Annotated in this window: 24 protein-coding genes and 1 other RNA gene; 15 read left to right on the top strand and 10 right to left on the bottom strand. The window is 60.4% G+C overall.

Annotation, left to right across the window (positions count from 1 at the left end):
* Nucleotides 1-67: 67 nt before the first annotated feature.
* Nucleotides 68-1,570, bottom strand: a complete 1,503-nt coding sequence (gene ppx, locus BLU25_RS13890) for an exopolyphosphatase (RefSeq protein WP_083369687.1) — start codon at nucleotides 1,568-1,570, stop codon at nucleotides 68-70.
* A gap of 264 nt (nucleotides 1,571-1,834) precedes the next feature.
* Between ppx and trxA the strand changes: the two genes are divergently transcribed.
* From trxA to BLU25_RS13860, 5 genes are all read left to right on the top strand, one after another.
* Nucleotides 1,835-2,164 carry a thioredoxin TrxA gene (trxA, locus tag BLU25_RS13880; protein WP_016783018.1) on the top strand — a complete coding sequence of 110 codons (330 nt, stop codon included), beginning with the start codon at nucleotides 1,835-1,837 and terminating at the stop codon, nucleotides 2,162-2,164.
* Between the two features lie 233 nt (nucleotides 2,165-2,397).
* Nucleotides 2,398-3,657 (top strand): transcription termination factor Rho, encoded by a 1,260-nt coding sequence (rho, locus tag BLU25_RS13875; protein ID WP_016783019.1) that lies wholly within the window; start codon nucleotides 2,398-2,400, stop codon nucleotides 3,655-3,657.
* A gap of 124 nt (nucleotides 3,658-3,781) precedes the next feature.
* Complete coding sequence (locus BLU25_RS13870) at nucleotides 3,782-5,776, top strand: acyltransferase family protein (protein WP_016783020.1); 1,995 nt, start codon at nucleotides 3,782-3,784, stop codon at nucleotides 5,774-5,776.
* Nucleotides 5,777-5,845: 69 nt separating this feature from the next.
* Nucleotides 5,846-7,312 (top strand): 4-hydroxy-3-polyprenylbenzoate decarboxylase, encoded by a 1,467-nt coding sequence (gene ubiD, locus BLU25_RS13865; RefSeq protein ID WP_029611671.1) that lies wholly within the window; start codon nucleotides 5,846-5,848, stop codon nucleotides 7,310-7,312.
* Nucleotides 7,312-8,280: a CDP-6-deoxy-delta-3,4-glucoseen reductase gene (locus BLU25_RS13860; protein ID WP_016783022.1), complete on the top strand. Its 969-nt coding sequence runs from the start codon at nucleotides 7,312-7,314 to the stop codon at nucleotides 8,278-8,280. Before ubiD ends, BLU25_RS13860 begins: the two co-directional genes overlap by 1 nt.
* 110 nt (nucleotides 8,281-8,390) lie before the next feature.
* Here the strand turns inward: BLU25_RS13860 and BLU25_RS13855 are convergent, their stop codons facing one another.
* Nucleotides 8,391-8,870, bottom strand: a complete 480-nt coding sequence (locus BLU25_RS13855; protein ID WP_016783023.1) for a hypothetical protein — start codon at nucleotides 8,868-8,870, stop codon at nucleotides 8,391-8,393.
* 201 nt (nucleotides 8,871-9,071) lie between these two features.
* Here BLU25_RS13855 and BLU25_RS13850 point away from each other — a divergent pair, with 201 nt between their 5' ends.
* From BLU25_RS13850 to BLU25_RS13840, 3 genes are all read left to right on the top strand, one after another.
* Nucleotides 9,072-9,737, top strand: a complete 666-nt coding sequence (locus BLU25_RS13850; protein ID WP_371838301.1) for a gamma-glutamylcyclotransferase — start codon at nucleotides 9,072-9,074, stop codon at nucleotides 9,735-9,737.
* Between the two features lie 123 nt (nucleotides 9,738-9,860).
* The gene (locus tag BLU25_RS13845; protein WP_016783025.1) at nucleotides 9,861-10,220 is read left to right on the top strand and encodes a hypothetical protein; all 360 of its coding nucleotides are present in this window, start codon (nucleotides 9,861-9,863) and stop codon (nucleotides 10,218-10,220) included.
* A gap of 91 nt (nucleotides 10,221-10,311) precedes the next feature.
* A complete protein-coding gene (locus tag BLU25_RS13840) occupies nucleotides 10,312-10,716 on the top strand; it encodes a flagellar basal body-associated protein FliL (protein ID WP_016783026.1) in 405 nt (134 codons plus the stop codon).
* 129 nt (nucleotides 10,717-10,845) lie between these two features.
* Here BLU25_RS13840 and BLU25_RS13835 read toward each other — a convergent pair whose 3' ends face one another.
* The 4 genes from BLU25_RS13835 to BLU25_RS13820 form a co-directional block, all read right to left on the bottom strand.
* Nucleotides 10,846-11,964 carry an ABC transporter permease gene (locus BLU25_RS13835; protein WP_016783027.1) on the bottom strand — a complete coding sequence of 373 codons (1,119 nt, stop codon included), beginning with the start codon at nucleotides 11,962-11,964 and terminating at the stop codon, nucleotides 10,846-10,848.
* Complete coding sequence (gene rbbA / locus BLU25_RS13830) at nucleotides 11,964-14,696, bottom strand: ribosome-associated ATPase/putative transporter RbbA (RefSeq protein ID WP_016783028.1); 2,733 nt, start codon at nucleotides 14,694-14,696, stop codon at nucleotides 11,964-11,966. Before rbbA ends, BLU25_RS13835 begins: the two co-directional genes overlap by 1 nt.
* Nucleotides 14,693-15,658 carry an HlyD family secretion protein gene (locus BLU25_RS13825; protein ID WP_016783029.1) on the bottom strand — a complete coding sequence of 322 codons (966 nt, stop codon included), beginning with the start codon at nucleotides 15,656-15,658 and terminating at the stop codon, nucleotides 14,693-14,695. The genes rbbA and BLU25_RS13825 overlap by 4 nt, the downstream gene beginning before the upstream one ends.
* A gap of 245 nt (nucleotides 15,659-15,903) precedes the next feature.
* The gene (locus tag BLU25_RS13820; RefSeq protein ID WP_016783030.1) at nucleotides 15,904-16,353 is read right to left on the bottom strand and encodes an EVE domain-containing protein; all 450 of its coding nucleotides are present in this window, start codon (nucleotides 16,351-16,353) and stop codon (nucleotides 15,904-15,906) included.
* Nucleotides 16,354-16,547: 194 nt separating this feature from the next.
* Here BLU25_RS13820 and BLU25_RS23600 point away from each other — a divergent pair, with 194 nt between their 5' ends.
* Complete coding sequence (locus tag BLU25_RS23600) at nucleotides 16,548-16,697, top strand: hypothetical protein (RefSeq protein ID WP_016783031.1); 150 nt, start codon at nucleotides 16,548-16,550, stop codon at nucleotides 16,695-16,697.
* 18 nt (nucleotides 16,698-16,715) lie between these two features.
* Here BLU25_RS23600 and BLU25_RS13815 read toward each other — a convergent pair whose 3' ends face one another.
* From BLU25_RS13815 to BLU25_RS13800, 4 genes are all read right to left on the bottom strand, one after another.
* The gene (locus tag BLU25_RS13815) at nucleotides 16,716-17,321 is read right to left on the bottom strand and encodes a 5-formyltetrahydrofolate cyclo-ligase (protein WP_029611674.1); all 606 of its coding nucleotides are present in this window, start codon (nucleotides 17,319-17,321) and stop codon (nucleotides 16,716-16,718) included.
* Nucleotides 17,322-17,406: 85 nt separating this feature from the next.
* Nucleotides 17,407-17,584: non-coding RNA, 6S RNA (ssrS, locus tag BLU25_RS13810), on the bottom strand.
* 31 nt (nucleotides 17,585-17,615) lie between these two features.
* A complete protein-coding gene (locus tag BLU25_RS13805) occupies nucleotides 17,616-17,933 on the bottom strand; it encodes a cell division protein ZapA (protein WP_016783033.1) in 318 nt (105 codons plus the stop codon).
* Nucleotides 17,930-18,139 (bottom strand): TIGR02449 family protein, encoded by a 210-nt coding sequence (locus BLU25_RS13800; RefSeq protein WP_016783034.1) that lies wholly within the window; start codon nucleotides 18,137-18,139, stop codon nucleotides 17,930-17,932. The genes BLU25_RS13805 and BLU25_RS13800 overlap by 4 nt, the downstream gene beginning before the upstream one ends.
* A gap of 122 nt (nucleotides 18,140-18,261) precedes the next feature.
* On the opposite strand from BLU25_RS13800, the gene BLU25_RS13795 reads away from it, so the two are divergent.
* The 6 genes from BLU25_RS13795 to BLU25_RS13770 all read left to right on the top strand — a co-directional run bounded on the left by BLU25_RS13795 (nucleotide 18,262) and on the right by BLU25_RS13770 (nucleotide 25,679).
* Nucleotides 18,262-18,819, top strand: coding sequence for a YecA/YgfB family protein (locus BLU25_RS13795; protein ID WP_016783035.1), 558 nt, complete (start codon nucleotides 18,262-18,264; stop codon nucleotides 18,817-18,819).
* 29 nt (nucleotides 18,820-18,848) lie between these two features.
* On the top strand, nucleotides 18,849-20,171 hold the full coding sequence (gene pepP, locus BLU25_RS13790; RefSeq protein ID WP_083369686.1) for a Xaa-Pro aminopeptidase: 1,323 nt from the start codon (nucleotides 18,849-18,851) through the stop codon (nucleotides 20,169-20,171).
* The gene (gene ubiH, locus BLU25_RS13785; RefSeq protein WP_016783037.1) at nucleotides 20,168-21,355 is read left to right on the top strand and encodes a 2-octaprenyl-6-methoxyphenyl hydroxylase; all 1,188 of its coding nucleotides are present in this window, start codon (nucleotides 20,168-20,170) and stop codon (nucleotides 21,353-21,355) included. Before pepP ends, ubiH begins: the two co-directional genes overlap by 4 nt.
* Before the next feature lie 86 nt (nucleotides 21,356-21,441).
* Nucleotides 21,442-22,659 carry a 2-octaprenyl-3-methyl-6-methoxy-1,4-benzoquinol hydroxylase gene (locus tag BLU25_RS13780; RefSeq protein WP_172832042.1) on the top strand — a complete coding sequence of 406 codons (1,218 nt, stop codon included), beginning with the start codon at nucleotides 21,442-21,444 and terminating at the stop codon, nucleotides 22,657-22,659.
* 255 nt (nucleotides 22,660-22,914) lie between these two features.
* The gene (locus tag BLU25_RS13775) at nucleotides 22,915-23,916 is read left to right on the top strand and encodes an extracellular solute-binding protein (RefSeq protein ID WP_016783039.1); all 1,002 of its coding nucleotides are present in this window, start codon (nucleotides 22,915-22,917) and stop codon (nucleotides 23,914-23,916) included.
* A 146-nt stretch (nucleotides 23,917-24,062) separates the two neighbouring features.
* The gene (locus tag BLU25_RS13770; protein WP_016783040.1) at nucleotides 24,063-25,679 is read left to right on the top strand and encodes an ABC transporter permease; all 1,617 of its coding nucleotides are present in this window, start codon (nucleotides 24,063-24,065) and stop codon (nucleotides 25,677-25,679) included.
* The last annotated feature ends 113 nt before the right edge of the window (nucleotides 25,680-25,792 follow it).

Below are 25,792 nucleotides of genomic sequence, written 5' to 3'. Positions count from 1 at the left end.
CCTGAAACACCGCACCGTTTGAATCGCGGGCAAGCCCGCTCCCACAAGTGGTTTGAGTGGTGCCCGGTCAGGACACCGTCAGCACGATACCCACCCGGGTCAGCCATTGCGCTTCTTGCTCGAAGTCGGCCTGGGTCAGCGGGTTTTGTTCCAGCCAGCCTTCGGGGAAGATCACGTCAAGGTGATCGCCCTCGGCGCGCAGCTTGACCTGCGAGGCTTCCTGGTTGCCACGGATGTGGTAGAACAGGATCGCAAAGCGCAACAGCACGCACAGGCGGATCAGCTTGATGCCGTCGGCGCCAAATTCGGCGAACTTGTCTTTGGGAATATTGCGTCGATGGCCGCGCACCAGCAGCGCGAGCATCAGCTGGTCTTCGCGTGAGAAGCCGGCAAGGTCGGAGTGCTCGATCAAATAGGCGCCGTGCTTGTGGTAATGATAGTGGGCAATGTCCAGCCCCACTTCATGCACCTTGGCCGCCCAGCTGAGCAGTTCACGCCAGATGCCGTCCTTGAGATCCCAGGACTTGGCCACTTGATCAAAGGCACGCAAGGCCTTGCGTTCAACCCGGGCTGCCTGCTCGCGGTCGACGTGGTAGCGGTCCATCAGCGAGCTCAAGGTGCGCTCACGCACGTCTTCATGGTGATGACGGCCCAGCAGGTCGTAGAGCACGCCTTCGCGCAGTGCGCCATCACAGTGGTCCATGCGCTGCAGTTCAAGGGCATCGAACACCGCTTCAAGAATCGCCAGCCCGGCCGGGAAGATGGTGCGACGGTCAGGCTTGATGCCTTCAAAGTCGATCTTGTCCACTTCACCCAGCTTGAACAGTTTGCGCTTGAGCCAGGACAGGCCTTCGGCGTTAACCTCGCCATTGCCATGCCCGCCGGCCTTGAGGGCCAGGCCAATGGCCCGGATGGTGCCCGAGGAGCCGATGGCTTCATCCCAGGTCAGGCGGTGCAGGGCGTGCTCGATGCTCATGATCTCAAGGCGCGCCGCCGTGTAGGCCTGGGCGTAGCGCGCCGGGGTGATCTTGCCGTCACGGAAGTAGCGCTGGGTGAAGCTGACGCAGCCCATCTGCAGGCTTTCGCGCAGCAGCGGTTCAAAGCGCTGGCCAATGATGAATTCGGTACTGCCGCCGCCGATATCGGCCACCAGGCGTTTGCCCGGCGTGTCGGCGAGGGTGTGGGACACACCCAGGTAGATCAGGCGCGCTTCTTCACGACCGGAAATCACTTCAACGGTGTGGCCCAGGATTTCCTCGGCCCGCACGATAAATTCGTTGCGGTTGCGTGCTTCACGCAAGGCGTTGGTACCCACGATGCGCACGGCACCCAGTGGCATACCGTTGATCAGCTGGGCGAAGCGCTTGAGGCAATCGAGCCCGCGCTGCATGGATTCTTCGGTGAGTTTGCGCTCTTCGTCGATGCCGGCAGCTAACTGCACCTTTTCACCAAGACGTTCGAGAATACGGATTTCGCCGTTCTGGGCCTTGGCCACCACCATGTGAAAGCTGTTAGAACCCAGATCAATGGCGGCGATCAGGGACGGATTCCTTGCTTGGGATTGGGGCATGGTTGAGGGGTCTCGGTCGATAACCTGATCATCGTGCCACGATCAAAGGCTCGCGCCAACGCGCGATGTCAGATGCATTGATATGGAGCATCAAAGCAATGACGTTAGCTGTTCTCCCTCAACCCGGCTTTTCAGGTGACCTGAAACGGGCGATATCCGCTCTCATGCACCACTATAGTGAGAGTCAATCGCCCCTCACCTTCCTGAACGCGGTGATGACGGCTATGATGTGCTACGTTTTTGCTTACAACCACGGAGACTTCCATGAGCAGCGATCTTATTAAACACGTCACCGACGCTAGCTTTGAGGCCGATGTTCTCAAGGCTGAAGGCGCTGTACTGGTCGACTACTGGGCTGAATGGTGTGGCCCTTGCAAAATGATCGCGCCGGTTCTGGACGAGATCGCAGAGACTTACAAAGGCAAGCTGACTGTTGCCAAGCTGAACATTGATGAAAACCAGGAAACCCCGGCCAAGCACGGCGTACGCGGTATTCCTACGCTGATGCTGTTCAAGAACGGCAACGTTGAAGCCACCAAGGTCGGTGCGCTGTCGAAGTCGCAGTTGGCTGCATTCCTCGACGCCAATATCTAAGCGTCGATAAAAGCCCCGCTAAATGCGGGGCTTTTTCATGGCTCAAGGACTAGACGCTATGAAACTCAAGTGGTACATTCGGCCCCGCACTGGTTTCTCCACTGCCCCCTGCAAGCCGTCGCCGACGCACTCCTTATCGAATTAGTACGCGATCCTGTCGCCTTCTCTGCGGCGCGGCCTCATTAAGCCCAAAGCTTAATTTCCCTCCCCATAAATGATTACGTCATTCCTATATGAACCTGACTGAACTCAAGCAAAAGCCGATTACCGAACTGCTCGAATTGGCCGAACAGATGGGCATAGAAAATATGGCCCGTTCGCGCAAGCAGGACGTGATTTTCTCCCTGCTCAAGAAGCACGCGAAAAGCGGCGAGGAAATCTCCGGTGATGGCGTGCTGGAGATTCTCCAGGACGGCTTCGGCTTCCTGCGCTCCGCTGACGCTTCTTACCTGGCCGGCCCGGACGATATCTACGTCTCGCCTAGCCAGATTCGACGCTTCAACTTGCGCACCGGCGATACCATCGTCGGTAAAATCCGCCCGCCAAAAGAAGGCGAGCGTTACTTCGCACTGCTGAAAGTCGACACGATCAACTACGATCGTCCCGAGAACGCGAAAAACAAGATTCTCTTCGAGAACTTGACCCCGCTGTTCCCGACTGTACGCATGAAGATGGAAATCGGTAACGGTTCCACCGAAGACCTGACCGGTCGTGTGATCGACCTCTGCGCTCCGATCGGTAAAGGTCAGCGCGGTCTGATCGTTGCTCCGCCAAAAGCGGGCAAGACCATCATGCTGCAGAACATCGCGTCGAACATTTCGCGTAACAACCCTGAAGTGCACCTGATCGTTCTGCTGATCGACGAGCGCCCGGAAGAAGTAACCGAAATGCAGCGCACCGTGCGCGGCGAAGTGGTTGCCTCCACGTTCGACGAGCCGCCAACTCGCCACGTGCAGGTTGCCGAAATGGTGATCGAGAAGGCCAAGCGCCTGGTCGAACACAAAAAGGACGTGGTGATCCTGCTCGACTCCATCACCCGTCTGGCTCGTGCCTACAACACCGTTATCCCTAGCTCCGGCAAGGTGCTGACCGGTGGTGTCGATGCTCACGCCCTTGAGAAGCCAAAGCGTTTCTTCGGTGCTGCGCGTAACATCGAAGAAGGCGGTTCGCTGACCATCATCGCTACCGCGCTGGTTGAAACCGGCTCGAAGATGGATGAAGTGATCTACGAAGAGTTCAAGGGCACCGGTAACATGGAACTGCCTCTGGACCGCAAGATCGCTGAAAAGCGCGTCTTCCCTGCGATCAACATCAACCGTTCCGGCACCCGCCGCGAAGAGTTGCTGACTGCAGACGACGAGCTGCAACGCATGTGGATCCTGCGCAAGCTGTTGCACCCGATGGACGAAGTGGCAGCCATCGAGTTCCTGGTCGACAAGTTGAAACAGACCAAGACCAACGATGAGTTCTTCCTGTCGATGAAACGCAAGTAACACGGTTTCTCGTACAAAAATAAGGCGCCCCGCGAGGGCGCCTTTTTTTTTCCAAAAAATAAAAGGAAGGTTTGTGCTTAACTCCGGTCAATAAAAATAATCTATCGATGAGTTGTAAGCGTATATGAGCTCTCTTGTTTATCGCAGGGACATTGATGGCCTGCGCGCTGTTGCTGTACTTGCCGTGGTGTTGTTCCATTTTGGAGTGCCGGGTTTTTCGGGCGGATTTGTTGGCGTTGATGTGTTCTTCGTCATTTCCGGTTATTTGATCACTTCAATCATCTGGCGCCAGCATCAGGCGGCGCGTTTCAGTTTTGTCGAGTTCTGGGCCCGTCGCGCACGGCGCATCCTGCCGGCCTTGTTCGTGATGATGGCTGCTGTGCTGGCCGTGGGCTGGTTCCTGATGGCGCCCAAGGACTACGAAGAGCTGGGGCGCTCGGTGCGTTACCAGGTGATGTTCGTGTCCAACCTGCTGTTTATGCGCCAGGAAGGCTATTTCGATGCTGCCAGTGACCTCAAGCCGCTGCTCCACACCTGGTCGCTGGCGGTTGAAGAGCAGTTCTATATTGTCTTTCCGTTACTGCTGACCCTGCTTTGCAGCCGGTTCAAGCACTGGCGGCTGGCGTTGTTCAGCCTGTTGCTGGTGTCGTTCGGGCTCAGCGTCTGGGCTGTGGCCTACCATCCCGAAAAAGCGTTTTTCCTGTTGCCGATGCGGGCATGGGAGCTGTTGGCAGGTGCCATGCTGGCGATTGCGCCTGCCAGCCAGAAACGCCTGACCCCAGCGGCGGCGCAAGGCATCAGCCTGTTGGGCATGGGCCTGATTCTTGTTGCCGTGTTCGGTTATGACAACAGCACACCCTTCCCGGGTACCGCGGCGTTGCTGCCCGTACTGGGCGTGGTGGCCCTGATCTGGGCCAATGAGCATCAGAGCACCTGGGTCGGGCGTGTGTTGAGCACGCGGTTAATGGTCGGGCTCGGGCTGATTTCCTATTCCTGGTATTTGTGGCACTGGCCGGTTTTCGTGTTTGGCAGTTATGCCGGCGCGGATGAGTTCGGCCCTGCATTGACCGGCGCGTTGATCGCGCTGACGCTGATCCTCGGCTATCTGTCCTGGCGCTTTGTCGAAACGCCGTTTCGTGAGCGTCGATTGTTGGCTGGGCGTCGTCAGGTTCTCGTCGCGGCGGGCTTGGGCATTCTGGTATTGGGGATCGCCGGCCAGGCGCTGCGCTGGACCGATGGCCTGCCGTCGCGCTTGTCCGAGCAGGCGTTGCAATACGCACGGGCCAGCGAATGGCGACCTGAACTGATGGCCTGCATCACCGATGACAAGAGCCCGGCCGACACGCCATTCTGCCGTTACGGCCAATCGCCCGCCGCGCCGGCTCAACTGCTGGTGTGGGGCGACAGCCACGCCACGGCCCTGATCCCGGCACTGGAAGACAGCGCCCGCCAGCATGGCGTCAATGTGATGCTGGCCAGTTCAGCCGGTTGCCTGCCGCTTGAAGGGCTGGAGCACGGTACGCGGTGCGCCGAGTACAACCGTCGTGTCGAACGCACCCTGGCGACCGAGCCCGTGCGCGATATCCTGTTGGTGGCGCGCTGGAGCCTGTACTTGTATGGCGATGCCAAGGGCGATCACGGCCATGCGTTGCGCGATAGCAATGGCCACTATGATCGCGCGGTCGCCGAACAACGGTTGACCGATGGCTTGCGGGCGAGGGTCGAGCAATTGCGCAAGGCCGGGTACCGCGTGTGGCTGATGAAGGAGGCGCCGTTGCAACCGTTCAATCCGCCGTACCGCCTGAGCCGCCTGGCGATGCTGCACCAGCCCACCGCCGATGTCGGCATGCCGGTCGAAGACCACCTCAGGCAAAAAGCGTTTATCAACCGCCTGTTTGCCGATATCGCGGCCGCTGATTCCCATGTGCAGGTACTGGACCCGACCCCGCAGCTGTGTGATGCCTCAGGGTTGTGCCGGGCCGAACAGGACGGTCATTCGTTGTACACCGATGACAATCACCTGTCCGAAATCGGCGCTCGCCTGGTTCTTCCGGCATTGGCCCCGCTGTTCGATGACCTGGCGTTGCGTGCCCCGGAGCAGGCCAATACCGCCCGCTGAGCAGCGATAAGCTGCCAGCGGCCGGCATAGCAGGTAGGATGTACGCCTATTTTAGGGGTGCCACCGTCAATGAAATTCAAGGATCTTCGGGATTTCGTGCAGCAGCTAGAGCAGCGCGGAGAATTGAAACGCATCCAGATTCCCGTTTCTCCAGTCCTGGAGATGACCGAAATCTGCGATCGCACGCTGCGAGCCAAAGGCCCGGCCTTGCTGTTCGAAAACCCGACTGGCCACACGATCCCGGTGCTCGGCAACTTGTTCGGCACGCCAGAGCGCGTGGCGATGGGCATGGGCGCCGAGTCTGTCAGCGAGCTGCGCGAAATCGGCAAGCTGCTGGCGTTCCTCAAGGAGCCCGAGCCGCCTAAAGGTCTGAAAGACGCGTGGTCCAAGCTGCCGATCTTCCGCAAGATCATTGCCATGGCGCCGAAAGTCGTCAAGGACGCGGTGTGCCAGGAAGTGGTCATTGAGGGTGATGACGTCGACCTCGCCATGCTTCCGGTGCAGCATTGCTGGCCGGGCGATGTGGCGCCCCTGATTACCTGGGGCCTGACCGTGACCAAGGGGCCGAACAAGGACCGTCAGAACCTCGGTATTTATCGTCAGCAGGTGATTGGCCGCAACAAGGTCATCATGCGCTGGTTGAGCCACCGTGGCGGTGCGCTGGACTACCGCGACTGGTGCGAAAAACACCCCGGCCAGCCATTCCCGGTGTCCGTGGCCCTGGGCGCAGACCCGGCGACTATTCTTGGCGCCGTTACCCCGGTGCCCGACAGCCTGTCCGAGTACGCCTTTGCCGGCTTGCTGCGGGGCAACCGCACCGAACTGGTGAAGTGCCGCGGCAATGACCTGCAAGTGCCGGCCACTGCCGAAATCATCCTCGAAGGCGTGATCCACCCCGGCGAGATGGCCCCTGAAGGCCCTTATGGCGACCACACCGGTTACTACAACGAAGTGGACAGCTTCCCGGTGTTTACCGTCGAGCGCATCACCCATCGGGTCAAACCGATCTATCACAGCACCTACACCGGCCGTCCACCGGATGAGCCAGCGATTCTGGGTGTGGCGCTCAACGAAGTGTTTGTACCGATCCTGCAAAAGCAGTTCCCGGAAATCACCGACTTTTACCTGCCGCCTGAAGGCTGCTCGTACCGCATGGCCATCGTGACCATGAAAAAGCAGTACCCGGGGCACGCCAAGCGCGTAATGCTGGGTGTGTGGTCGTTTTTGCGCCAGTTCATGTACACCAAGTTCGTTATCGTGACCGACGACGACATCAATGCCCGTGACTGGAACGATGTGATCTGGGCCATTACCACGCGCATGGACCCCAAGCGCGACACGGTAATGATCGACAACACGCCCATCGACTACCTCGACTTTGCCTCGCCGGTTTCCGGCCTGGGGTCGAAGATGGGCCTGGATGCGACCAACAAATGGCCGGGTGAAACCACCCGCGAATGGGGTCGGGTTATCGTCAAGGATGAGGCGGTCACTCGCCGGGTCGATGACATCTGGAATCAATTAGGAATAGATTGATGCGTGTAACCTTGCAGCCTTCAGGTGCGGTGCTGGAAACCTTGCCTGGCGAGCGGATTCTCGATGCGGCGCAGCGCCTGGGCTATGAATGCCCGCAAAGCTGTCGCAATGGTAATTGCCATGTGTGTGCGGCCTTGCTGGTTGAAGGCCAGGTGGAGCAGGCGGGTGACGTGCGTGATCATGGCGAGTTCTATACCTGCCTGGCGGCCCCCCTTGAAGACTGTGTGGTGTTGTGGGATGGCGTGCTTGCGTTGGGAGAATTACCGGTGCGTAGCCTGGCGTGTCAGTTGACCGAATGTGTCGATATGGGTGGCGATGTGTGGCGGGTGCGCTTGCGTGCGCCTGCGGGCAAGCCGCCGCGTTATCACGCTGGTCAATACGTGATGCTGGAGCGTGAAAACGGTGACAAGTCGGCATTCTCGCTGGCCAGTGCACCGCACTCGGGGCGCGACCTTGAGTTGCACGTGCTGGTGCGAGAAGACAGCGCCCGCAACCTGATCGAGCAGTTGCAGCGCAACAAGATGGTTCGCCTTGAGCTGCCTTTCGGTGATACGCACTTGTCCGAGCTGCCGGACGGACCGCTGGTGTTGATCGCGGCGGGCACCGGTATGGCGCAAATGCACAGCCTGATCGAGCATTGCCGGGCCAAGGGTTTCAAGCACCCGGTGCATCTGTATTGGGGCGTGCGTCGGCCTGAAGACTTCTACACCCTGGACGAATGGGCCGAATGGGAGAAAACCCCCAACCTGTTTCTGCACAAGGTGGTGAGTGATTTATGTGGCTGGGAAGGGCGCTGCGGCATGCTGCATGAAGCCGTGTGCGAAGACATCAGCGATCTGGCCAGTGTGCATGTATATGCCAGTGGCTCGCCTGCGATGATCTACGGCACGCTGGACGCGCTGGTGGCTGCTGGCATGGACGCGCACCAGATGCGCGCCGATGTGTTTGCCTATTGCCCACGGGGTTGAATGTGTGGGAGCGGGCTTGCTCGCGATGCAAGCGACGCGATGTAACTGTTACACCGCGTTGAAACTATCGCGGGCAGCCCGCTCCCACAGCGACCAGTTAAGCCCTGCCCTTAAAACCGCAGGCCTGTGGTGATCATTGCCGCATTGAAGCCGAGCAACACCAGCTCGGCGGCGACCGGGCCGTAATACGCGCCCACCGAGGGGATGATCACTGGGGCCACGCCGAAGCGGTTGAGCGGGATCTTGTCCTGGTAGTCGCCGTGGTAGCCCTCCAGCAGGCCGCCTGTCAGCTTCAGATACACCGGGTAAGTGTCGCTATCAAAGCGTTTGCCCGCGTAGGCGTAGTACGACCGCTGGCGGAACGAGTTGCGAAAGGTCGCCGCGCCGAACAACCAGTTTGAAGCGTCATGGCGCTCAATACCGATCAGGTCCTGATTGTTGTTGTGCTCAGGGTCGGGGGAGAAGTGCCGGGTATAGACACTGGTTTGCACATACCAGAACCCGTCGTCTTTTTGCTGCGTGCCGTCTTGTGCCAATGCTGAACTGGTATAAGCCAGGATCAACAGGTAGCAAATCCCAATGTATTTCATTCAACAACCTCGTTGGGTGTGCGCCTGCGGCTGGCAACTATAAAGGGGGCGCTTGAACATTCCCTGAACGAAGCGGGTTTAAGCGCAATTGCATCATCTCGCCATCGAACCATACGTCTTGCGGTGCGGGCCATAGACTATTGGGTGCTATAAGATTCATGTCGTTATTTTGTTTACCACATGTAATGCCTGTAGGACCCAATGCCACCTGCACTGACTACGCGTGAATCTGTCTGCCTGAATCTGGATTATCCGCCGCGACTCGATCTCGGGGCGCCGTTGACCCCGGAACAACTTCTCACCTCCCTGCACAGCACTATGGCGCGCCATCAAGGTGGGCCGGTGTGGCTATTTGCCTATGGTTCATTGATCTGGCGCCCGGAATGCGCGGCGGTTGAGCGTGTGCGTGGACGGGTGCATGGCTACCATCGCGGGCTGTATCTGTGGTCCCACGAGCATCGTGGCACGCCGCAATGGCCAGGGCTGGTGTTTGGCCTGGATCGTGGCGGCTCGTGCAGTGGCTTTGCCTACCGCTTGCCGGAAGAAAACCTCGATGCTGCGCTGCACGCCCTGTGGCTGCGGGAGATGCCGGTGCCCTCGTATCGGCCGCACTGGCTCACCTGCCGACTGGAAGATGGCAGCCAGGTACAAGCCCTGGGTTTTGTGCTGGAGCGGCATTTGCCCAGCTATGCGGGCAACCTGCCAGATGGCGTGTTGAGCCAGGTACTGGCCAACGCCAGCGGGCGCTACGGCACCACTCGCGATTATGTTGAACAGACCGTGAGCGCTTTGCGCAGCCACGCCATGCCGGATCGTAACCTGGAGGCGCGGCTCAAGCGTTGCGGCCCCTTCAAACCGACGACTTAAAGAGTGCGCTGGCCGTTGAATCGGAGCCATCCCACGACAGGATCGGAGCCTGTGAACTGAGATATCGCGGGGCATACCCATAATATTTGCCCTTTGCGCCCTTGTCGGCGCGGGGGGAAAGCGATGAATCATCTGGTCTGGCTTGTGGTGATGTTGATGGCGTCCGTTGCGCAGGCGCAGGCACCTACGCCCGATATCAGCAGCGCAACCTGTCTCAAGTTGAACCGGGAAATCACCCGTCATATACGTCGCGGCGTCGACTTGCCCCTGGTTGAACTGACGTTGTTCAGGCAAACCCGCCATCGACTGATCGAGGAATATGAGGCAGGGCAGTATCCTCTCGAATTGTTGGCAACAGCTTTGTACGAACTGGCGCGGGACACCGTGAAGGTGGTTGAAGCCTGCCGACGCAAGCCCAGTCGCAAGTTTTTCGAGATGTTGCCCGAGAGCGTCCAGGCGCTATTGGCACCCAGGGAGCGTTGAATCAGCAGGCTACGGCTTTGCCGGGATTGGCCGATAAAGGTGGAAAGGCCCGGGTATGCTTGCCCGCCAAACTGTAATAAAGGAGCGAATTGTGAAAGCGTGGATCATGTTGATGCTGGCCTTGACCTTGCCGATGGCGGCGGTCGGGGAAGAGGCGCAGGAAGGCGGCGACAAGGTCAGCTACATCAGCCTGAGCCCGCCATTTGTAGGTAACTATGGCCTGGACGGCAGCGCCCGGCTCAAGGTGTACAAGGCTGATATTTCCTTGCGTGTGACGGGGGCCGATGCGGCCAAGGCGGTTAAAACCAATGACGCCTTGATCCGTAATCAACTGGTGGGGCTGTTTACCCAGCAGACCAGCGAAACCCTGGGCAGTGTTGAAGCCAAGGAGAAGCTGCGCCAGGAAGCCTTGAAACAAATCCAGCAGGTCATGACTGCCGAAACCGGCAAACCGATGGTGGACGATCTGCTGTTCAATAACCTGATTGTTCAGTGAAGACGCAGATACCGGCCTGGCTTTTGTGTGGGAGCGGGCTTGCTCGCGATAGTTTCACCTCGACCTGTCTGACGTATCGAGGCGCTTGCATCGCGAGCAAGCCCGCTCCCACATAACCCGTGCCCGGGCTTACGACGCCAGACTCTTGCGAAACCGTGCCAGGGCAATGGCGAAGAACACCAGGCCAATACCTGCCAGGGCCAGCAAGTCCGGCCAAACTACGCTCACCCCCGCACCGCGGAACAGGATCGCCGCGCTCAGGCTGACAAAGTGGGTCGACGGCGAGCACTGCATCACCCATTGCAGCCACACGGGCATGCTGTCCAGCGGCGTGCTGCCGCCCGAGAGCAGGAGCATCGGAATGATCACCGGGATGGCCAGCAAACCGAACTGCGGTGTTGAACGCGCCAGGGTCGCAAGGAAGATCCCCAGCGCGGTACTGGCAAACAGGTACAGCGCGGTGACCAGCAAGAACAGGGTCAACGACCCCGCCAGTGGCACGCCCAGCGCCCATTTGACGATGACTTCCAGCGACACCCAGGTGCACAGCACGACCACCAGCATGTTGCTCCAGATTTTTGCCAGCATGATTTCCAGCGCCGTCAGTGGCAGCACCAGCAAATGGTCGAGTGTGCCGTGCTCGCGTTCGCGCAGCAACGCGGTGCCTGTCAGCACAATGGCCAGAATGGTGATGTTATTGACGATCTGGATTACGGCCAAAAACCAGCCGCCTTCCAGGTTGGCGTTGAACAATGCGCGGCTGGAAATCAGTGCCGGGCTTTTTGCCGCCGCGTCACCCTGGCCCGCATAGTTGAGCAGTTCGCGCTGGAAAATCTGCCCTATATAGCCCGCTCCCATAAAGGCCTGACTCATCGCGGTGGCATCGACGTTGACCTGCAGGCCGGGTTGGCGACCTGCCAACAAGTCGGCCTGGAAGTTGGCTGGCACATTGATCACAAAGGTGTATTGGCCGTTATCCATCGCCTGATCGAGCTGGTCATAAGGCAAGGCTTGTGGCGCTTTGAACTCCGGGGGCAGCAGCGATTCGCCGAGTTTGCGTGACAGGGGGCTGTGGTCTTCATCAATGATGGCAACGCTGGCGTTGTGCACGCCGATGATCGAGCTCGACGCCGGCATATAAATCGCCACCGTAAAGGCATAGAGCAAGAACAACAGCAGCACGCTGTCATGACGCAGGCTGGTGAGTTCTTTAAGGCCAAGGCGCAGGATGTGCGAGAGCTTGTGCATCAAACCTCCTGCTTCTTGAGCATGATCAGGCTCAGCCCGGTAAACGCAACAAAAAAGCCGAACAGCGCCAGGCATTGCGGCCACAACTGGCGCAGGTCGAGCGCTTTGGTGAAGGTGCCCACTGCGATATCGAGGAAGTGCCCGGCCGGGAACAGCATGCCCATCACTGCCGACGCACCTTCCAGCGAGGAGCGCGGCACCAGCAGGCCGGAAAACTGAATGGTCGGCAGGCTGGTGATGATCATGGTGCCCAGGATCGCAGCGATCTGGGTGCGGGTGAAGGCGGAAATCAGCAGGCCCATGCTGGTGGTCGACAGCACATACAGCAGCCCGCCCAGCGCCAGGGTCAAGCCGCTGCCCTTGAACGGTACGCCAAACAGCCAGCGGTTCATGGCCACCAGCAACGCCAGGTTGACCAGGCTTACCGCCAGGTATGGCGCCTGTTTGCCCAGCAGAAATTCGAGACGTGTCAGCGGTGTGGCGTAAAAATTGGTGATGGAGCCCAGTTCTTTTTCACGCACAATGCCCAGCGCGGTCAGCATGGCCGGGATAAACGCCAGGATCAGCGCCATGACGCCGGGACCGATGGCATTGACGCTGATGACATCCTGGTTGTAGCGAAAGCGGGTTTCCAGCTTGACTGCGGCTTGCCGGTTTTGCGCCTGACTGCTCAAGGTGGCCAGTTGCTCCAGGTTGGCCTGATGCACGGCCTGCACATAGCTGCGGCTGGTTTCGGCGCGAAACGGCATGCCACCATCGAGCCATGCGGCAACTGTCGGCTGGCGCCCGGCATACAAGTCGCGGCCAAACCCCGGAGGAATTTCCAGGGCAATTTTTATTTCCGAGCGTTGCAGACGTTTGTGCAACTCATCCGCACTGCGGATCGGCGTGTGCTCTTCGAAATAACGGGAACCGCGGAATGCCTCGAGATAGGCGCGGCTTTGCGGGCTCTGGTCCTGGTCGTAGACCGCGAAGGCGAGGTTTTCCACGTCCAGGGAAATGCCGTAGCCGAAAATCACCATCATGAACAACGCGCCCAGCAAGGCAAAGGCCATGCGTACCTTGTCGCGCAGTAACTCCTTGGATTCGCGACTGGCCACGGCAATCAGCCGGGTCAGGCTGAAACCCCTTTTGCTGACCGGTGGCGGCGTATTGACTGCAGGCGTGGCGACGGGCTCCGGCGCAGAGGCCGCGCTGGCGTCCTGATCGTTCTGGGCCTGCTCCAGGCAGGTGACAAACGCTGCTTCCAGGGTGTCACCGTGGAATTGCTGCTGCAGCGCATCGGGTGTGTCGCAGGCCAGCACCTTGCCAGCGTGCATCAACGAAATACGGTCGCAGCGCTGGGCTTCGTTCATAAAGTGGGTGGACAGGAAGATGGTCACCCCCTGCTCGCGGGACAGCTCGATCAGCAGGCGCCAGAAGTCATCGCGGGCGGCCGGGTCGACGCCCGAAGTGGGCTCGTCGAGGATCAGCACTTCGGGGCGATGCAGCACGGCCACCGCCAGCGACAGGCGCTGGCGCAGGCCCAGGGGCAACTCGCCGGACTGTTGTGTGGCCACGTCCCCAAGATCGAAGCGCTCGATCAACTCTTCGATGCGCGGCTCGCTTTCGGCCTTGGGCAAGTCGAACAGTTGCGCGTGCAGCACCAGGTTTTGCCGCACGCTCAACTCGCCGTACAGCGAGAAGCTCTGCGACATGAAACCCACGCGCTTGCGGGTGGCCAGGTCCTTGGCATTTACCGGGTTGCCGAGCAGTTTGGCGCTGCCTTCGGTGGCGGGCATCAGCCCGGTGAGGACCTTCATGGTGGTGGTCTTGCCGCAGCCGTTGGAGCCCAGAAAACCGAAAATCTCGCCCCGGCCAATGGCAAAGCTGACCTTGTTCACCGCGGTAAAATCGCCGAACCTGAGCGTCAGGTCGTGGGCTTCAATGGCGATATCGCTGTTGTCGCTGGTGCGCGGCGGAATCACCAGTGGCTCGCTGCTGTGGCCGCTGTCGCCCTGATAGTGGGTGAAGGCCTCGTCGAGCTTGCCGGTGGTGGTGACCGCCGCCAGTTCCTGGCTCAGGCCGGTGGCAATCAATTTGCCGCGATCCAGCATCAGGCAGTGTTCGAACTGCTCGGCCTCTTCCATATAGGCCGTCGCCACCAGCAGCGTCAGTTGCGGGCGCTGGCTGCGCACATCCTCCACCAGTTCCCAGAAGCGTCGACGTGACAGCGGGTCAACACCCGTGGTGGGTTCGTCGAGGATCAGCAGGTCGGGCTCGTGAATCAACGCGCAGCACAGCCCGAGTTTTTGCTTCATGCCACCTGACAGCTTGCCCGCCGGGCGCTCGGCAAACCTTTCAAGGTCGGTGGCCTTGAGCAGTTCGGCCATGCGTTGTTCGCAGTCGTCTTTCGACAGGCCAAACAAGGTGCCGAAAAAGCGGATGTTTTCGCTGATCGACAGTTCCGGGTAAAGGTTGCCGCCCAGGCCTTGGGGCATAAACGCGATCAGCGGGTACAGGGTGTTGCGATGCCGGCGGTTATCAATCGGGCCGCCGAGCACCTCAAGAGTACCCTCCTGGAGCTTCTTGACCCCGGCAATCAGCCCCAGCAGGCTCGACTTGCCCGCGCCATCAGGCCCGATAAGCCCGCAACGCGTGCCCTTGGGCAGGCTGAACGTGATGTCCAGCAGTGCCTGCTGGTTACCGTACCTGTGGCTGATGCCACTGGCGTTTAGCGCCAGATCGCTCATTGCAGATTAGCCGGCCACGGTACATCGGCGGTTCGCACATAACCGGCGCCCGGCATGCCCGGTTTGGCCTGTGGTACGGCGCCCGGGTCGGTGAGGCGCAGTTTTACCCGGAACACCAGCTTTTGCCGCTCGTCGCGGGTTTCAACTTCTTTGGGGGTGAACTGGGATTTGGCCGCGACAAAGGTGACTTTGGCCGGTAGTGCCCGGTCTGGCAGGGCGTCGAGCACGATGCGGGCTTCAGAGCCCACGGTCAATTTGCCGACCACCGAAGCGGGCATGTACAGGTTCATGTACTGGTCGCTGGGGTCGATCATCATAAATACCCGCCCACCCGAGCCGAGGACTTCACCGGGCTCGGCCAGGCGCAACTGGATCACGCCGTTGATGGGCGCGCGCAGGCTGCTGTCGTCAATTTCGCTGGTCAGCTGTGCGACCTGGGCCTGGGATGAGCCGATCGCGGCCTTGGCGGCGGCGACCTGGGCCTGGGCGGCGACGACTGCGGCGTTACTGGTGTCGTATCGGGCTTGTTGCTGGTCCAGTTGCTGGCCGCTGGCAAAACCGCGCTTGGCCAGTTGGCGAAAACGCGTGAGTTCCTGGCTGGCCAGCAGCTTCTCGCTCTGGCGCAGTTGCACGTTGGCTTCGTTGGCGGCCAGGGTCTGGCGGGCGCGCAGCACTTCGGCTTCGGCTTGCGCGCGGCTGGCCTCCAGGGTGCGGGTGTCCATGCGGGCCAGCAATTGGCCCTGGGTGACGCGGTCACCTTCATCGACCAGTACTTCGGCCAGGCGCCCGGGTATTTTGGCTGCGATTTGTACTTCCGTGGCTTCGAGCCGACCGTTGCCCATGCTGATGCCTTCAGGGAGGCGGTCGTGCTGGGATTTCCAATAACCGAACCCGCCTGCTGCAATCAGCAAGACAGCCAAAGGGATAACGAAATAATGGGAAATACGGTGGTTGCTAGACATGCCGACATCCTGTGTCACAGAGCGCTCTAGTTTGACGGTTTCAAGGCGGTTGCGACTTGATGCCAGTCAAAGGAAGTCCAGAGCGTAGACGCTAAAAGCGGATGCTGCTTGTCAGGTGAGAGCGGGAGTGTTGTGGGAGCGGGCTTGCTCGCGATTCAGGCGGTGATGTCTGACATGTGAACCACAGCGATCCCATCGCGAGCAAGCCCGCTCCCACACCAAGCCCGCTCCCACAGCGATCCGCTCTACAGCAACCCCATCACCACGGCCCATTGCTCATCGGTCACGGGCATCACCGAGAGGCGGCTGCCTTTTTGCACCAGCGGCATTTCGGCCAGGGCAGTTTGCTGCTTGAGGTAGTCGAGCTTGATCACCCTGGAGAACGTCTGCTCATGGGCCACCTGCAGCGCACTCCACGGGTTTTTTTCAGCACTGGCCTTGGGGTCGAAGTAATGGCTTTCTGGGTCCAGGGCGGTCGGGTCGGGGTAAGCGGCTTCAACGATTCGGCCCACTCCGGCAATACCCGGTTCGGGGCAGCTGGAATGGTAAAAAAAGAACAGGTCACCCACCGCCATGGCGCGCATGAAATTGCGCGCCTGATAGTTACGCACGCCATCCCAGCGCGCTTCACCGAGCTTTTGCAAATCCTTGATCGAGAACTCGTCAGGCTCGGATTTCATCAACCAATAGGCCATTTTTTACTCCAGAAACATGCTGTGGTTAATTTGCCCGACTATATTTAACTAAACCGACAGTCGGTTGACGCCAGCGTTTGCGTGTGTCTTCGTGTTGCCGCAAAATGCCCGCCTTTTAAGCTTGACGCTGCTGCACGGCCTATAACAAAAACCGTCGCTGTCATCGTGTTGATTTGCCTTAAGGAGGGCAATCGATGAAACGCAAACCGGATTTACTGTGGATGCTGGTTATTTTGTTCGGTTTGGGTGTGGTTACAACGGGCTATGCGCAAAGTTTGTGGTCGAATTCGAGCGACGCGCCGATTGAGCTGGCGCAACAGCAAGTACAACCTTTCAAACGCTAAACCTTGATGGATGGCCTGTCAGTGGGCGATGTACCACTGCCTGTCCGAGACCGTGCCCTGTAAAGGGACATCCCAACTGGCCTGGGCCAGGCTCTCGACCTTCTGACATTCGTGGGCCAGCCCTACCAGTGTCGGCTTGCGCCAGCATTGGCGTCTGGCCTGATACGCCAGGCTGCGGTCATAAAAGCCGCCGCCCATGCCCAGTCGCCCACCCGTAGCATCAAACCCCACCAGCGGCAGCAGCACCAGGTCCAGTGCCCAGACCTTGCGCTGGCGTGCGCGGTTGATGTGGGGTTCGAGAATGCGAAAACGGTTGGGGCGCAGCGTTTCGCCGGGGGCAATGCGTTGAAACACCATTTTGGTTTTCGGCCACGCACTGAGCACCGGCAGGTAGGTGATCTTGCCCCGGCGCTGGGCTTCACGCAGCAGCAGGCGCGGATCGATTTCACCGTCAGTGGGCAGGTACAGGGCGATGTGTTTGGCGCGGCGAAACAGCGGGTGTTGCGCCAGTTGCCGGTACAGGCCACGGGCGGCCTGGCGTTGCTCGCAGGGCGACAGGTCGCGGCGGGCTTTGCGCAGCATTCGGCGAAGTTGCGGGCGGGTAGGCGTCGCAGGTTCGTTCATATGGCGTGCTGTTCAGGATCGAGGCACCGGGTGGTGGCTCGTGCAAGCCAATGCCAGCGGGTTGCTGGCATTGCGCTCGGAAATCAGGCTCCCCGACGTACCGCTGTCGGCTTGGCCCTTGAACCCGAAAGTTCAAGGTGGAAGTTGCAGTAGACCTTAAGGCTTTCCGTCTAGCGGACATGCACACCGGCCCAACGTGCAAGCTCCAGGGTAGTGCGAATCGGCTCAGGGACATCGCTAACTGGCGAATACTCCAGGGAGTGGCGCGAGTATACCCCAAAGTAACGTCTTGAATCAGCTTTGGCGTTCGTTCGGATCAGTGGCCAACACCAGGTCAACGCGATCCAGCAGGTCGCGCACCTGTTCGCGGGTGGAACTGCTGGTTTGAACTTCGGCGACTTCCTGTTTGTGCAACAGATCGTGGGTGATATTCAGCGCGGCCATCACGGCGATACGGTCGGCGCCAATGACTTTGCCACTGCTGCGGATTTCACGCATTTTGCCGTCCAGGTAGCGGGCGGCGCTCACCAGGTTGCTGCGTTCTTCCTGGGGGCACATGATCGAATACTCTTTGTCGAGGATGTGCACGGTGACGCTACTGCTTGAACTCATGAGTCTTGCTCCAGGGCTTTGAGGCGCGAAATCATCGATTCCACCTTGTTCCGGGCGATTTCGTTTTTTTCAATGAGGTGCGCGCGTTCCTCGCGCCAAGTCTTTTCCTGAGCAATTAAGAGTGCGTTTTGCCGGTTAAGTTGCTCAACCCGGGCAATCAGCAGCTCGAGTCTGGCCATCAGTGCATGCAGGTCGGTGTCTTCCATTGTGTCCTACTGTGAATTTTCTGATGGATGGGGACTGACGCCTCGATGGTCTGGCACGTCTGCCGATGCTAGGATACAAGCCCTCCATTCTAGACATAGCGCCGCTTGGCGCCTAGCTGACCATGCCTATTCAGAATTCCCCGTATCAAGCCTTTGTAACCCTGCTGGCCGCCAACGGCCACTCCGTCTCGCCTGCCGAACTGCATGGCCACCTGCTGGGTCGCAGCTGTGCCGGTTCCGGTTTCGATGCTGACGCCTGGCTGGTCGAAGCCGCCGAACTGCTGGCAGGCGAGCCACAAGACAACGTACGCAATGCCTTGATCGGATTGCAAGAGATGGTCAAGGGTGAACTGACCAGCGACGACATGACCGTGGTGCTGTTGCTGCCCACCGATGACGCGCCATTGACTGAGCGTGCCGCTGCCCTGGGCCAGTGGTGCCAGGGGTTCCTGTCCGGTTTCGGCCTGACCCGCCGCGCCTATTCGTTGAGCGATGAAGCCAATGAAGTGCTGCGCGACCTGGCGGCCATCGCCCAGGTGCAAGATGCCCTGGAAGAGTCCGAAGACGGCGAAAGCGACTACATGGAAGTGATGGAATACCTGCGCGTCGCGCCGCTGTTGCTGTTCACCGAAACCAAAAAAACCGCTGAAGCCGCGCCCGCCAAGCCTTCGCTGCACTGATTGAACGACAAGAGGGAAACCGTCTGCCCATGATCCATATCCCGAAATCGGAATACGCACGTCGCCGCAAGGCACTCATGGCGCAGATGGAGCCCAACAGCATTGCGATCCTCCCCGCAGCGGCGGTGGCCATTCGCAATCGCGATGTCGAACATGTTTACCGCCAGGACAGCAATTTCCAGTATCTGAGCGGCTTTCCCGAGCCTGCGGCGGTGATTGTCCTGATCCCGGGCCGGGTTCATGGCGAGTACGTGCTGTTTTGCCGCGAACGCAATGCCGAGCGTGAATTGTGGGACGGCAAGCGGGCCGGGCAAGAGGGCGCGATCCGCGACTTCGGTGCCGACGACGCGTTCCCGATCACCGATATCGACGACATCCTGCCGGGGCTGATTGAAGGCCGCAGCCGGGTGTACTCGGCGATGGGCGGCAATCCCGAATTCGATCGCAATTTGATGGACTGGATCAACGCGATTCGCTCCAAGGCCAACCTCGGCGCCCAGCCACCCAACGAATTCGTTGCTCTGGATCATCTGCTGCACGACATGCGCCTGTATAAATCGGCGGCAGAACTCAAGGTCATGCGCCATGCGGCGCAAATCTCGGCTCGCGCCCATGTGCGGGCCATGCAGGCCAGCCGTGCCGGTTTGCATGAGTACAGCCTGGAGGCCGAGCTGGATTACGAATTTCGTAAAAGCGGGGCAAAAATGCCAGCTTATGGCTCGATCGTCGCCTCTGGCGATAACAGCTGCATCCTGCATTACCAGGAGAACGACGCACAGCTCAAAAGCGGCGACCTGGTGTTGATCGATGCCGGCTGCGAGATCGACTGCTACGCCAGCGATATCAGCCGCACGTTCCCGGTTAACGGCCGGTTCTCGCCGGAGCAGAAAGCCATCTACGAGCTGGTGCTGGCGGCGCAGGAAGCGGCATTTGCCGAGATCGGCCCCGACAAGCACTGGAACCAGGCCCACGAAGCCACGGTGCAGGTGATTACCGCCGGACTGGTGGCGCTGGGGCTGTTGCAGGGCGACGTTGACGAACTGATCGCCAGTGAAGCCTATAAACCGTTTTATATGCACCGCGCCGGCCACTGGCTGGGGCTCGATGTGCATGACGTGGGTGAATACAAGGTCGAGGGTGAGTGGCGCGTGCTGGAAGCGGGCATGACCCTGACCGTGGAGCCGGGCATCTATATCAGCCCGGTCAACCTCAACGTTGCGAAAAAATGGCGCGGCATTGGCGTGCGCATCGAGGACGACGTGGTGGTCACCAAACACGGCTGTGAAATCCTGACTGGCGATGTGCCTAAAACCGTCGCCGAGATCGAAGCGTTGATGGCGGGCGCGGCATGAGTCGCGTCAATCTGGCCATTATCGGTGGCGGCCTGGTAGGCGCGAGCCTGGCGCTGGCGTTGCAGGCCGGGGCCAAGGCCCGTGGCTGGAAGATCGTGCTGATCGAGCCGTTCGCACCCGGCAACAGCTACCAGCCCAGCTACGATGCCCGTTCCTCGGCGCTCAGCTATGGCGCGCGGATCATCTACGAGCGCCTGGGCCTGTGGCGGTCGATTGCCGAGCGCGGCGAGCCGATCAAGGACATTCATGTGTCAGACCGCGGGCGCTTCTCGACGGCGCGGCTGTCGGCCAGTGAAGAAGGCGTGCCAGCGCTGGGTTATGTGGTCGAAAACGCCTGGCTGGGCCAGTGCCTGTGGAAAAGCCTGGACCCGGACGTGATCAGCTGGCGTTGCCCGGCTGAAGTTATCCACATGCAACCGCTGGAAGACGGCTATCGCCTGACCCTTAACGACGAAACCGCCCTGGACTGCGACCTTGCCGTCCTGGCCGATGGCGGGCGGTCGGGCTTGCGCGAGAAGCTGGGCATCCATGTGCGCCAGCAGCCGTACAACCAGAGCGCGCTGATTGCCAATATCACCCCGAGCCAGCCCCACGCCGGCATGGCGTTCGAACGTTTCACCGACGAAGGCCCGATGGCCTTGCTGCCGTTGCCTGACAACCGCTGCGCGCTGGTGTGGACTCGTCTGGGGATGGACGCGCAGCGTCTGGCGGCCCTGGACGAACGCAGCTTTCTCAGCGAGTTGCAGGGCGTTTTCGGCTATCGTCTGGGCACTCTCAAACAAGTGGGTGCGCGGCATCTGTACCCCCTGACCCTGATTGAAGCGCAAGAGCAGGTACGCCCGCATCTGGCGGTGCTGGGCAATGCCGCCCATAGCCTGCATCCGATTGCGGGGCAGGGCTTCAACCTTTCCCTGCGTGATGCCCAGGCGCTGGCCGACGCTTTGTTGGCCAGTGACAAGAACCCGGGTGATTTCGCGACCCTGTTGAGTTATCAACAGGCGCAACAACTCGACCAGCAACTGACCATCGGGTTCTCGGACAAAGTGACGCGGGTGTTTGGCAGTGAGCAACCGCTGGTTTCGTTTGGTCGAAACCTGGGCTTGCTCGGCCTCGATCTGCTGCCCCCGGCCAAACGATGGTTTGCCCGCCAGGCGATGGGCCTGGGCACCCGCGCAGACAGTTGATGACGAGCGGGGCGAACGCGCCCCGTGTCGATCCATTTTTTCAGGTGCGGCGTACGCCGCTAGCGAGACAGGCTTAAAGCATGGAAATGCGCGCAGATCTGCTGATTGTTGGGGCCGGAATGGTCGGAAGCGCACTGGCGCTGGCGCTCAAGGACAGCGGGCTGAAAATCCTGCTGCTCGACGGCGGCCCGCTGAGCGTCAAGCCCTTTGCCGCCGAAGCGCCCTTCGAACCCCGGGTCAGTGCCCTGTCGGCCGCCAGCCAGCGCATCTTGCAGCGCCTTGGCGCCTGGGACGGCATCACCCGCCGCCGCGCCAGCCCGTATTCGCACATGCACGTGTGGGATGGCAGCGGCACCGGGCAGATCCACTTTTCGGCGGCCAGCGTGCATGCCGAGGTGCTGGGCCATATCGTCGAAAACCGTGTGGTCCAGGACGCCCTGCTGGAGTGCCTGCAGGGCAGCTCTATCGAGATGCTGGCCAATGCGCGCATGGAGCAGATGCGCCGCTCTGGCGACGACTGGCTGCTGACCCTTGCCGATGGCCGCACCTTGCGGGCGCCGCTGGTGATTGCTGCCGATGGGGCGAACTCGGCTGTGCGCCGCCTGACCGGCTGTGAGACCCGCGAGTGGGATTACCAGCACCACGCCATCGTCACCAGCGTGCGGTGCGCCGAGCCGCACCAGCAGACGGCCTGGCAGCGTTTTACCGATAACGGCCCGCTGGCATTTTTGCCGCTGGAACGTGACGGTCAGCAGGACTGGTGCTCGATTGTCTGGTCGACCACCCCCGAACAAGCCCAATACCTGATGACGCTGGACGACGCAGCGTTCTGCCGCGAGCTGGAGCTGGCTTTTGAAGGCCGTCTGGGCAGCGTGTTGAGTGCCGATCCACGGGTATGCGTGCCACTGCGTCAGCGTCATGCCAAACGTTATGTGGCTGAAGGCCTGGCGTTGATCGGAGATGCGGCGCACACCATTCACCCGCTGGCCGGGCAGGGCGTGAACCTGGGCTTCCTGGATGCGGCGGTGCTGGCGCATGTGCTGCTGCACGCGGTTGACCGTGGCGAGCGTTTGGCTGATGTGCGTGTGCTGAGCCGGTTCGAACGTCGGCGCATGCCGCATAACCTGGCGTTGATGGCGGCGATGGAAGGCTTTGAGCGGTTGTTCCAGGCGGACTCACTGACTGCCCGGTTGCTGCGTAATACCGGTTTGAAATGGGTGAATAAAATGCCCGAAGCTAAAGCCCTGTTTGTGCGTCAGGCACTGGGCTTGAGTGGCGACCTGCCGCCGCTGGCCAAACCCTGACTGATGCCTTTGATCTTGTAGCAGCTGCCGAAGGCTGCGTTCGGCGGCGAAGCCGTCGTAGAGTCAGTGTTCACCGTGAGCCTGACACACCGCAGACTTCGCGCTTGCGACGGCTTCGCCGCCGAACGCAGCCTGCGGCAGCTGCTACGAGTACTTAGCAACATCTGGTAACGGCTCCGCTTCGAGTTAGGTTGAGATGGGAAATGTGATTCACTACCATTTACGCCCGATTCGCATCAAGAGAGACCGCCCTCCATGTTGGCACCCAAGCGTCTACTGACTGCCCTGGCCCTTACCGTATTTGCGAGCAGCGTTTCTGCCGCCGATGAAGTGGTGGTTTACTCTTCGCGTATCGACGAGCTGATCAAACCGGTATTTGACGCGTACACCGCCAAAACCGGGGTCAAGATCAAGTTCATCACCGACAAGGAAGCGCCGCTGATGCAGCGCATCAAGGCAGAAGGCCAGAACGCCACCGCCGACCTGTTGCTCACCGTAGACGCCGGTAACCTGTGGCAAGCCGAGCAAATGGGCATCCTGCAGCCGTTCACGTCCGAGGTGATCGACAAAAACATCCCGCCGCAATACCGCTCCTCCAGCCATGAATGGACGGGCCTGAGCCTGCGTGCACGAACCATCGCCTATTCGACCGACCGGGTTAAACCTGAAGAACTGTCGACCTACGAGGCGTTGGCCGACAAGAACTGGGAAGGCCGCCTGTGCCTGCGCACCGCCAAGAAGGTGTACAACCAGTCGCTGACCGCCACCATGATCGAAGTGAACGGCCCGGAAAAAACCGAAGAAATCCTCAAAGGCTGGGTCAACAACCTGTCCACCGACGTGTTTTCGGATGACATCGCCGTGCTTGAAGCAATCAACGCCGGGCAGTGCGACGTGGGCATCGTCAACACCTACTACTACGGCCGCCTGCACAAGCAGAAGCCGGATCTGGCAGTTAAACTGTTCTGGCCCAACCAGGCGGACCGTGGCGTTCACGTCAACCTGTCGGGCATTGGCCTGACCAAGTACGCGCCGCACCCTGAAGCGGCCAAGGCCCTGGTGGAGTGGATGACCACCCCTGAAGCCCAATCGATTTTTGCAGGCGTGAACCAGGAATTTCCGGCCAACCCGAGCGTTGCACCTTCGGCTGAAGTCGCTAGCTGGGGCAGCTTCAAGGCCGACGCAATGCCGGTCGAAGTGGCAGGCAAGCGCCAAGCCGAAGCCATTCGCATGATGGATCGTGCCGGCTGGAATTGATCGAACCATGAAGTAATACCTGTGGGAGCGGGCTTGCTCGCGATAGCATTGCCGGGGTTTTATTGGAAACCGCGGCGTTTGTATCGCGAGCAAGCCCGCTCCCACATTTGTTTTCGCATTGTCCCATCCACCTCCGAGAGTTTTTCGTGGCCCATCCTGCCCAACGTCGCTGGTACCCGCTGGTTTTTGTCATTGCTGCCCTGGTGCTGCTGCCGCTGAGCGTGCTGCTGCTGTCCTGGCAAAGCATTGATACCCAGATCTGGAGCCACTTGTGGGACACGCAGATGCCGCGCCTGCTGGGCAACACCCTGACCCTGATCGTGGGTGTGGGCATCGGCGTCACGCTGCTGGGCGTCAGCCTGGCCTGGTTGACCAGCCTGTGTGAGTTCCCCGGCAGGCGCTGGCTGGACTGGGCGCTGATGCTGCCGTTTGCGATCCCCGCCTATGTGCTGGCGTTCGTGTTTGTTGGCTTGCTGGATTTCGCCGGGCCTGTCCAGACCCTGCTGCGTGAATGGTTCGGCATGGGCCTGCGGCTGCCCCGGGTGCGCTCCACGGGGGGGGTGATCATCGTGCTGATCCTGGTGTTCTACCCCTACGTCTACCTGCTGGCGCGCACGGCGTTTCTGGCCCAGGGCAAAGGCCTGATGGAAGCGGCGCGGGTTCTGGGGCAAAGCCCGTGGCAGGCGTTCTGGCGTGTCGCGTTGCCGATGGCGCGCCCGGCGATTGGCGCAGGCGTGGCACTGGCATTGATGGAAACCCTGGCCGATTTTGGCGCCGTGTCGGTGTTCAATTTCGACACCTTCACCACCGCCATCTACAAAACCTGGTACGGCTTTTTCAGTCTGTCGACGGCGGCGCAACTGGCCAGCCTGCTGTTGCTGGTGGTCATGGTGGTGCTCTATGGCGAGCGCCGCGCTCGCGGGGCCAGCCGGGCCGGTAACGAACGGCCACGGGTCAGCGCCCTGTATCACCTGCGCGGGCCAAAGGCGTGGCTGGCCAGCGGCTGGTGCCTGCTGGTATTTGCCTGTGCGTTCGTGATCCCGATGCTGCAACTGGTGGTGTGGTTCTGGCAGCGCGGGCGCTTTGACCTGGATGAGCGTTACACCGGCTTGATCCTGCACACTTTGTATCTGGGCTCAATGGCAGCGCTGATTACCGTCAGCGTGGCGCTGGTGCTGGCCTTTGCCCGACGGCAGGCACCCACCCCGGCCATCCGTGCCGGGGTCAGCCTGGCGAATCTGGGCTATGCCTTGCCGGGCTCGGTGCTGGCGGTGTCGATCATGCTGGCGTTCAGTTATCTGGACCGCGAGCTGGTTATCCCGGTCTCGGGCTGGTTGGGTGGCGCGGGCAAGCCCTTGTTGCTCGGCAGCCTGTCGGCCCTGCTGCTGGCATATCTGGTGCGGTTTATTGCCGTGGCCTACGGCCCGCTGGAAAACAGCCTGGCGCGCATTCGTCCTTCCTTGCCGGAAGCCGCTCGCAGTTTGGGCGTCAGTGGTCCGCGACTGTTTTTCAAAGTGTATCTGCCGCTGCTGCTGCCGGGCACCTTGAGCGCTGCGCTACTGGTGTTTGTCGATGTGCTCAAGGAGATGCCGGCGACCTTGCTGATGCGCCCGTTTGGCTGGGATACGCTGGCCGTGCGCATCTTCGAGATGACCAGCGAGGGCGAATGGGCGCGGGCTTCGCTGCCAGCCTTGACCCTGGTGCTGGTGGGTTTGTTACCGGTCATCGGTTTGATCCGACGCTCGGCCCATCGCATCGGTTAGGTGCCAGTCCTCCTGCATGCGGCTACAATGCGCGGCATTCGGTGCGGTCTGTCTGTCAGGCCAGGTTTCTGCGTGATGTAAGAAAGCCACTTTTTTTGGCTTGAAATGCTCCG

This window comes from Pseudomonas fragi, assembly GCF_900105835.1.
Lineage (GTDB): Bacteria > Pseudomonadota > Gammaproteobacteria > Pseudomonadales > Pseudomonadaceae > Aquipseudomonas > Aquipseudomonas fragi.
Note: the sequence above shows the minus strand (reverse complement) of the source record. Positions and strands in the feature narration are given on the sequence as shown.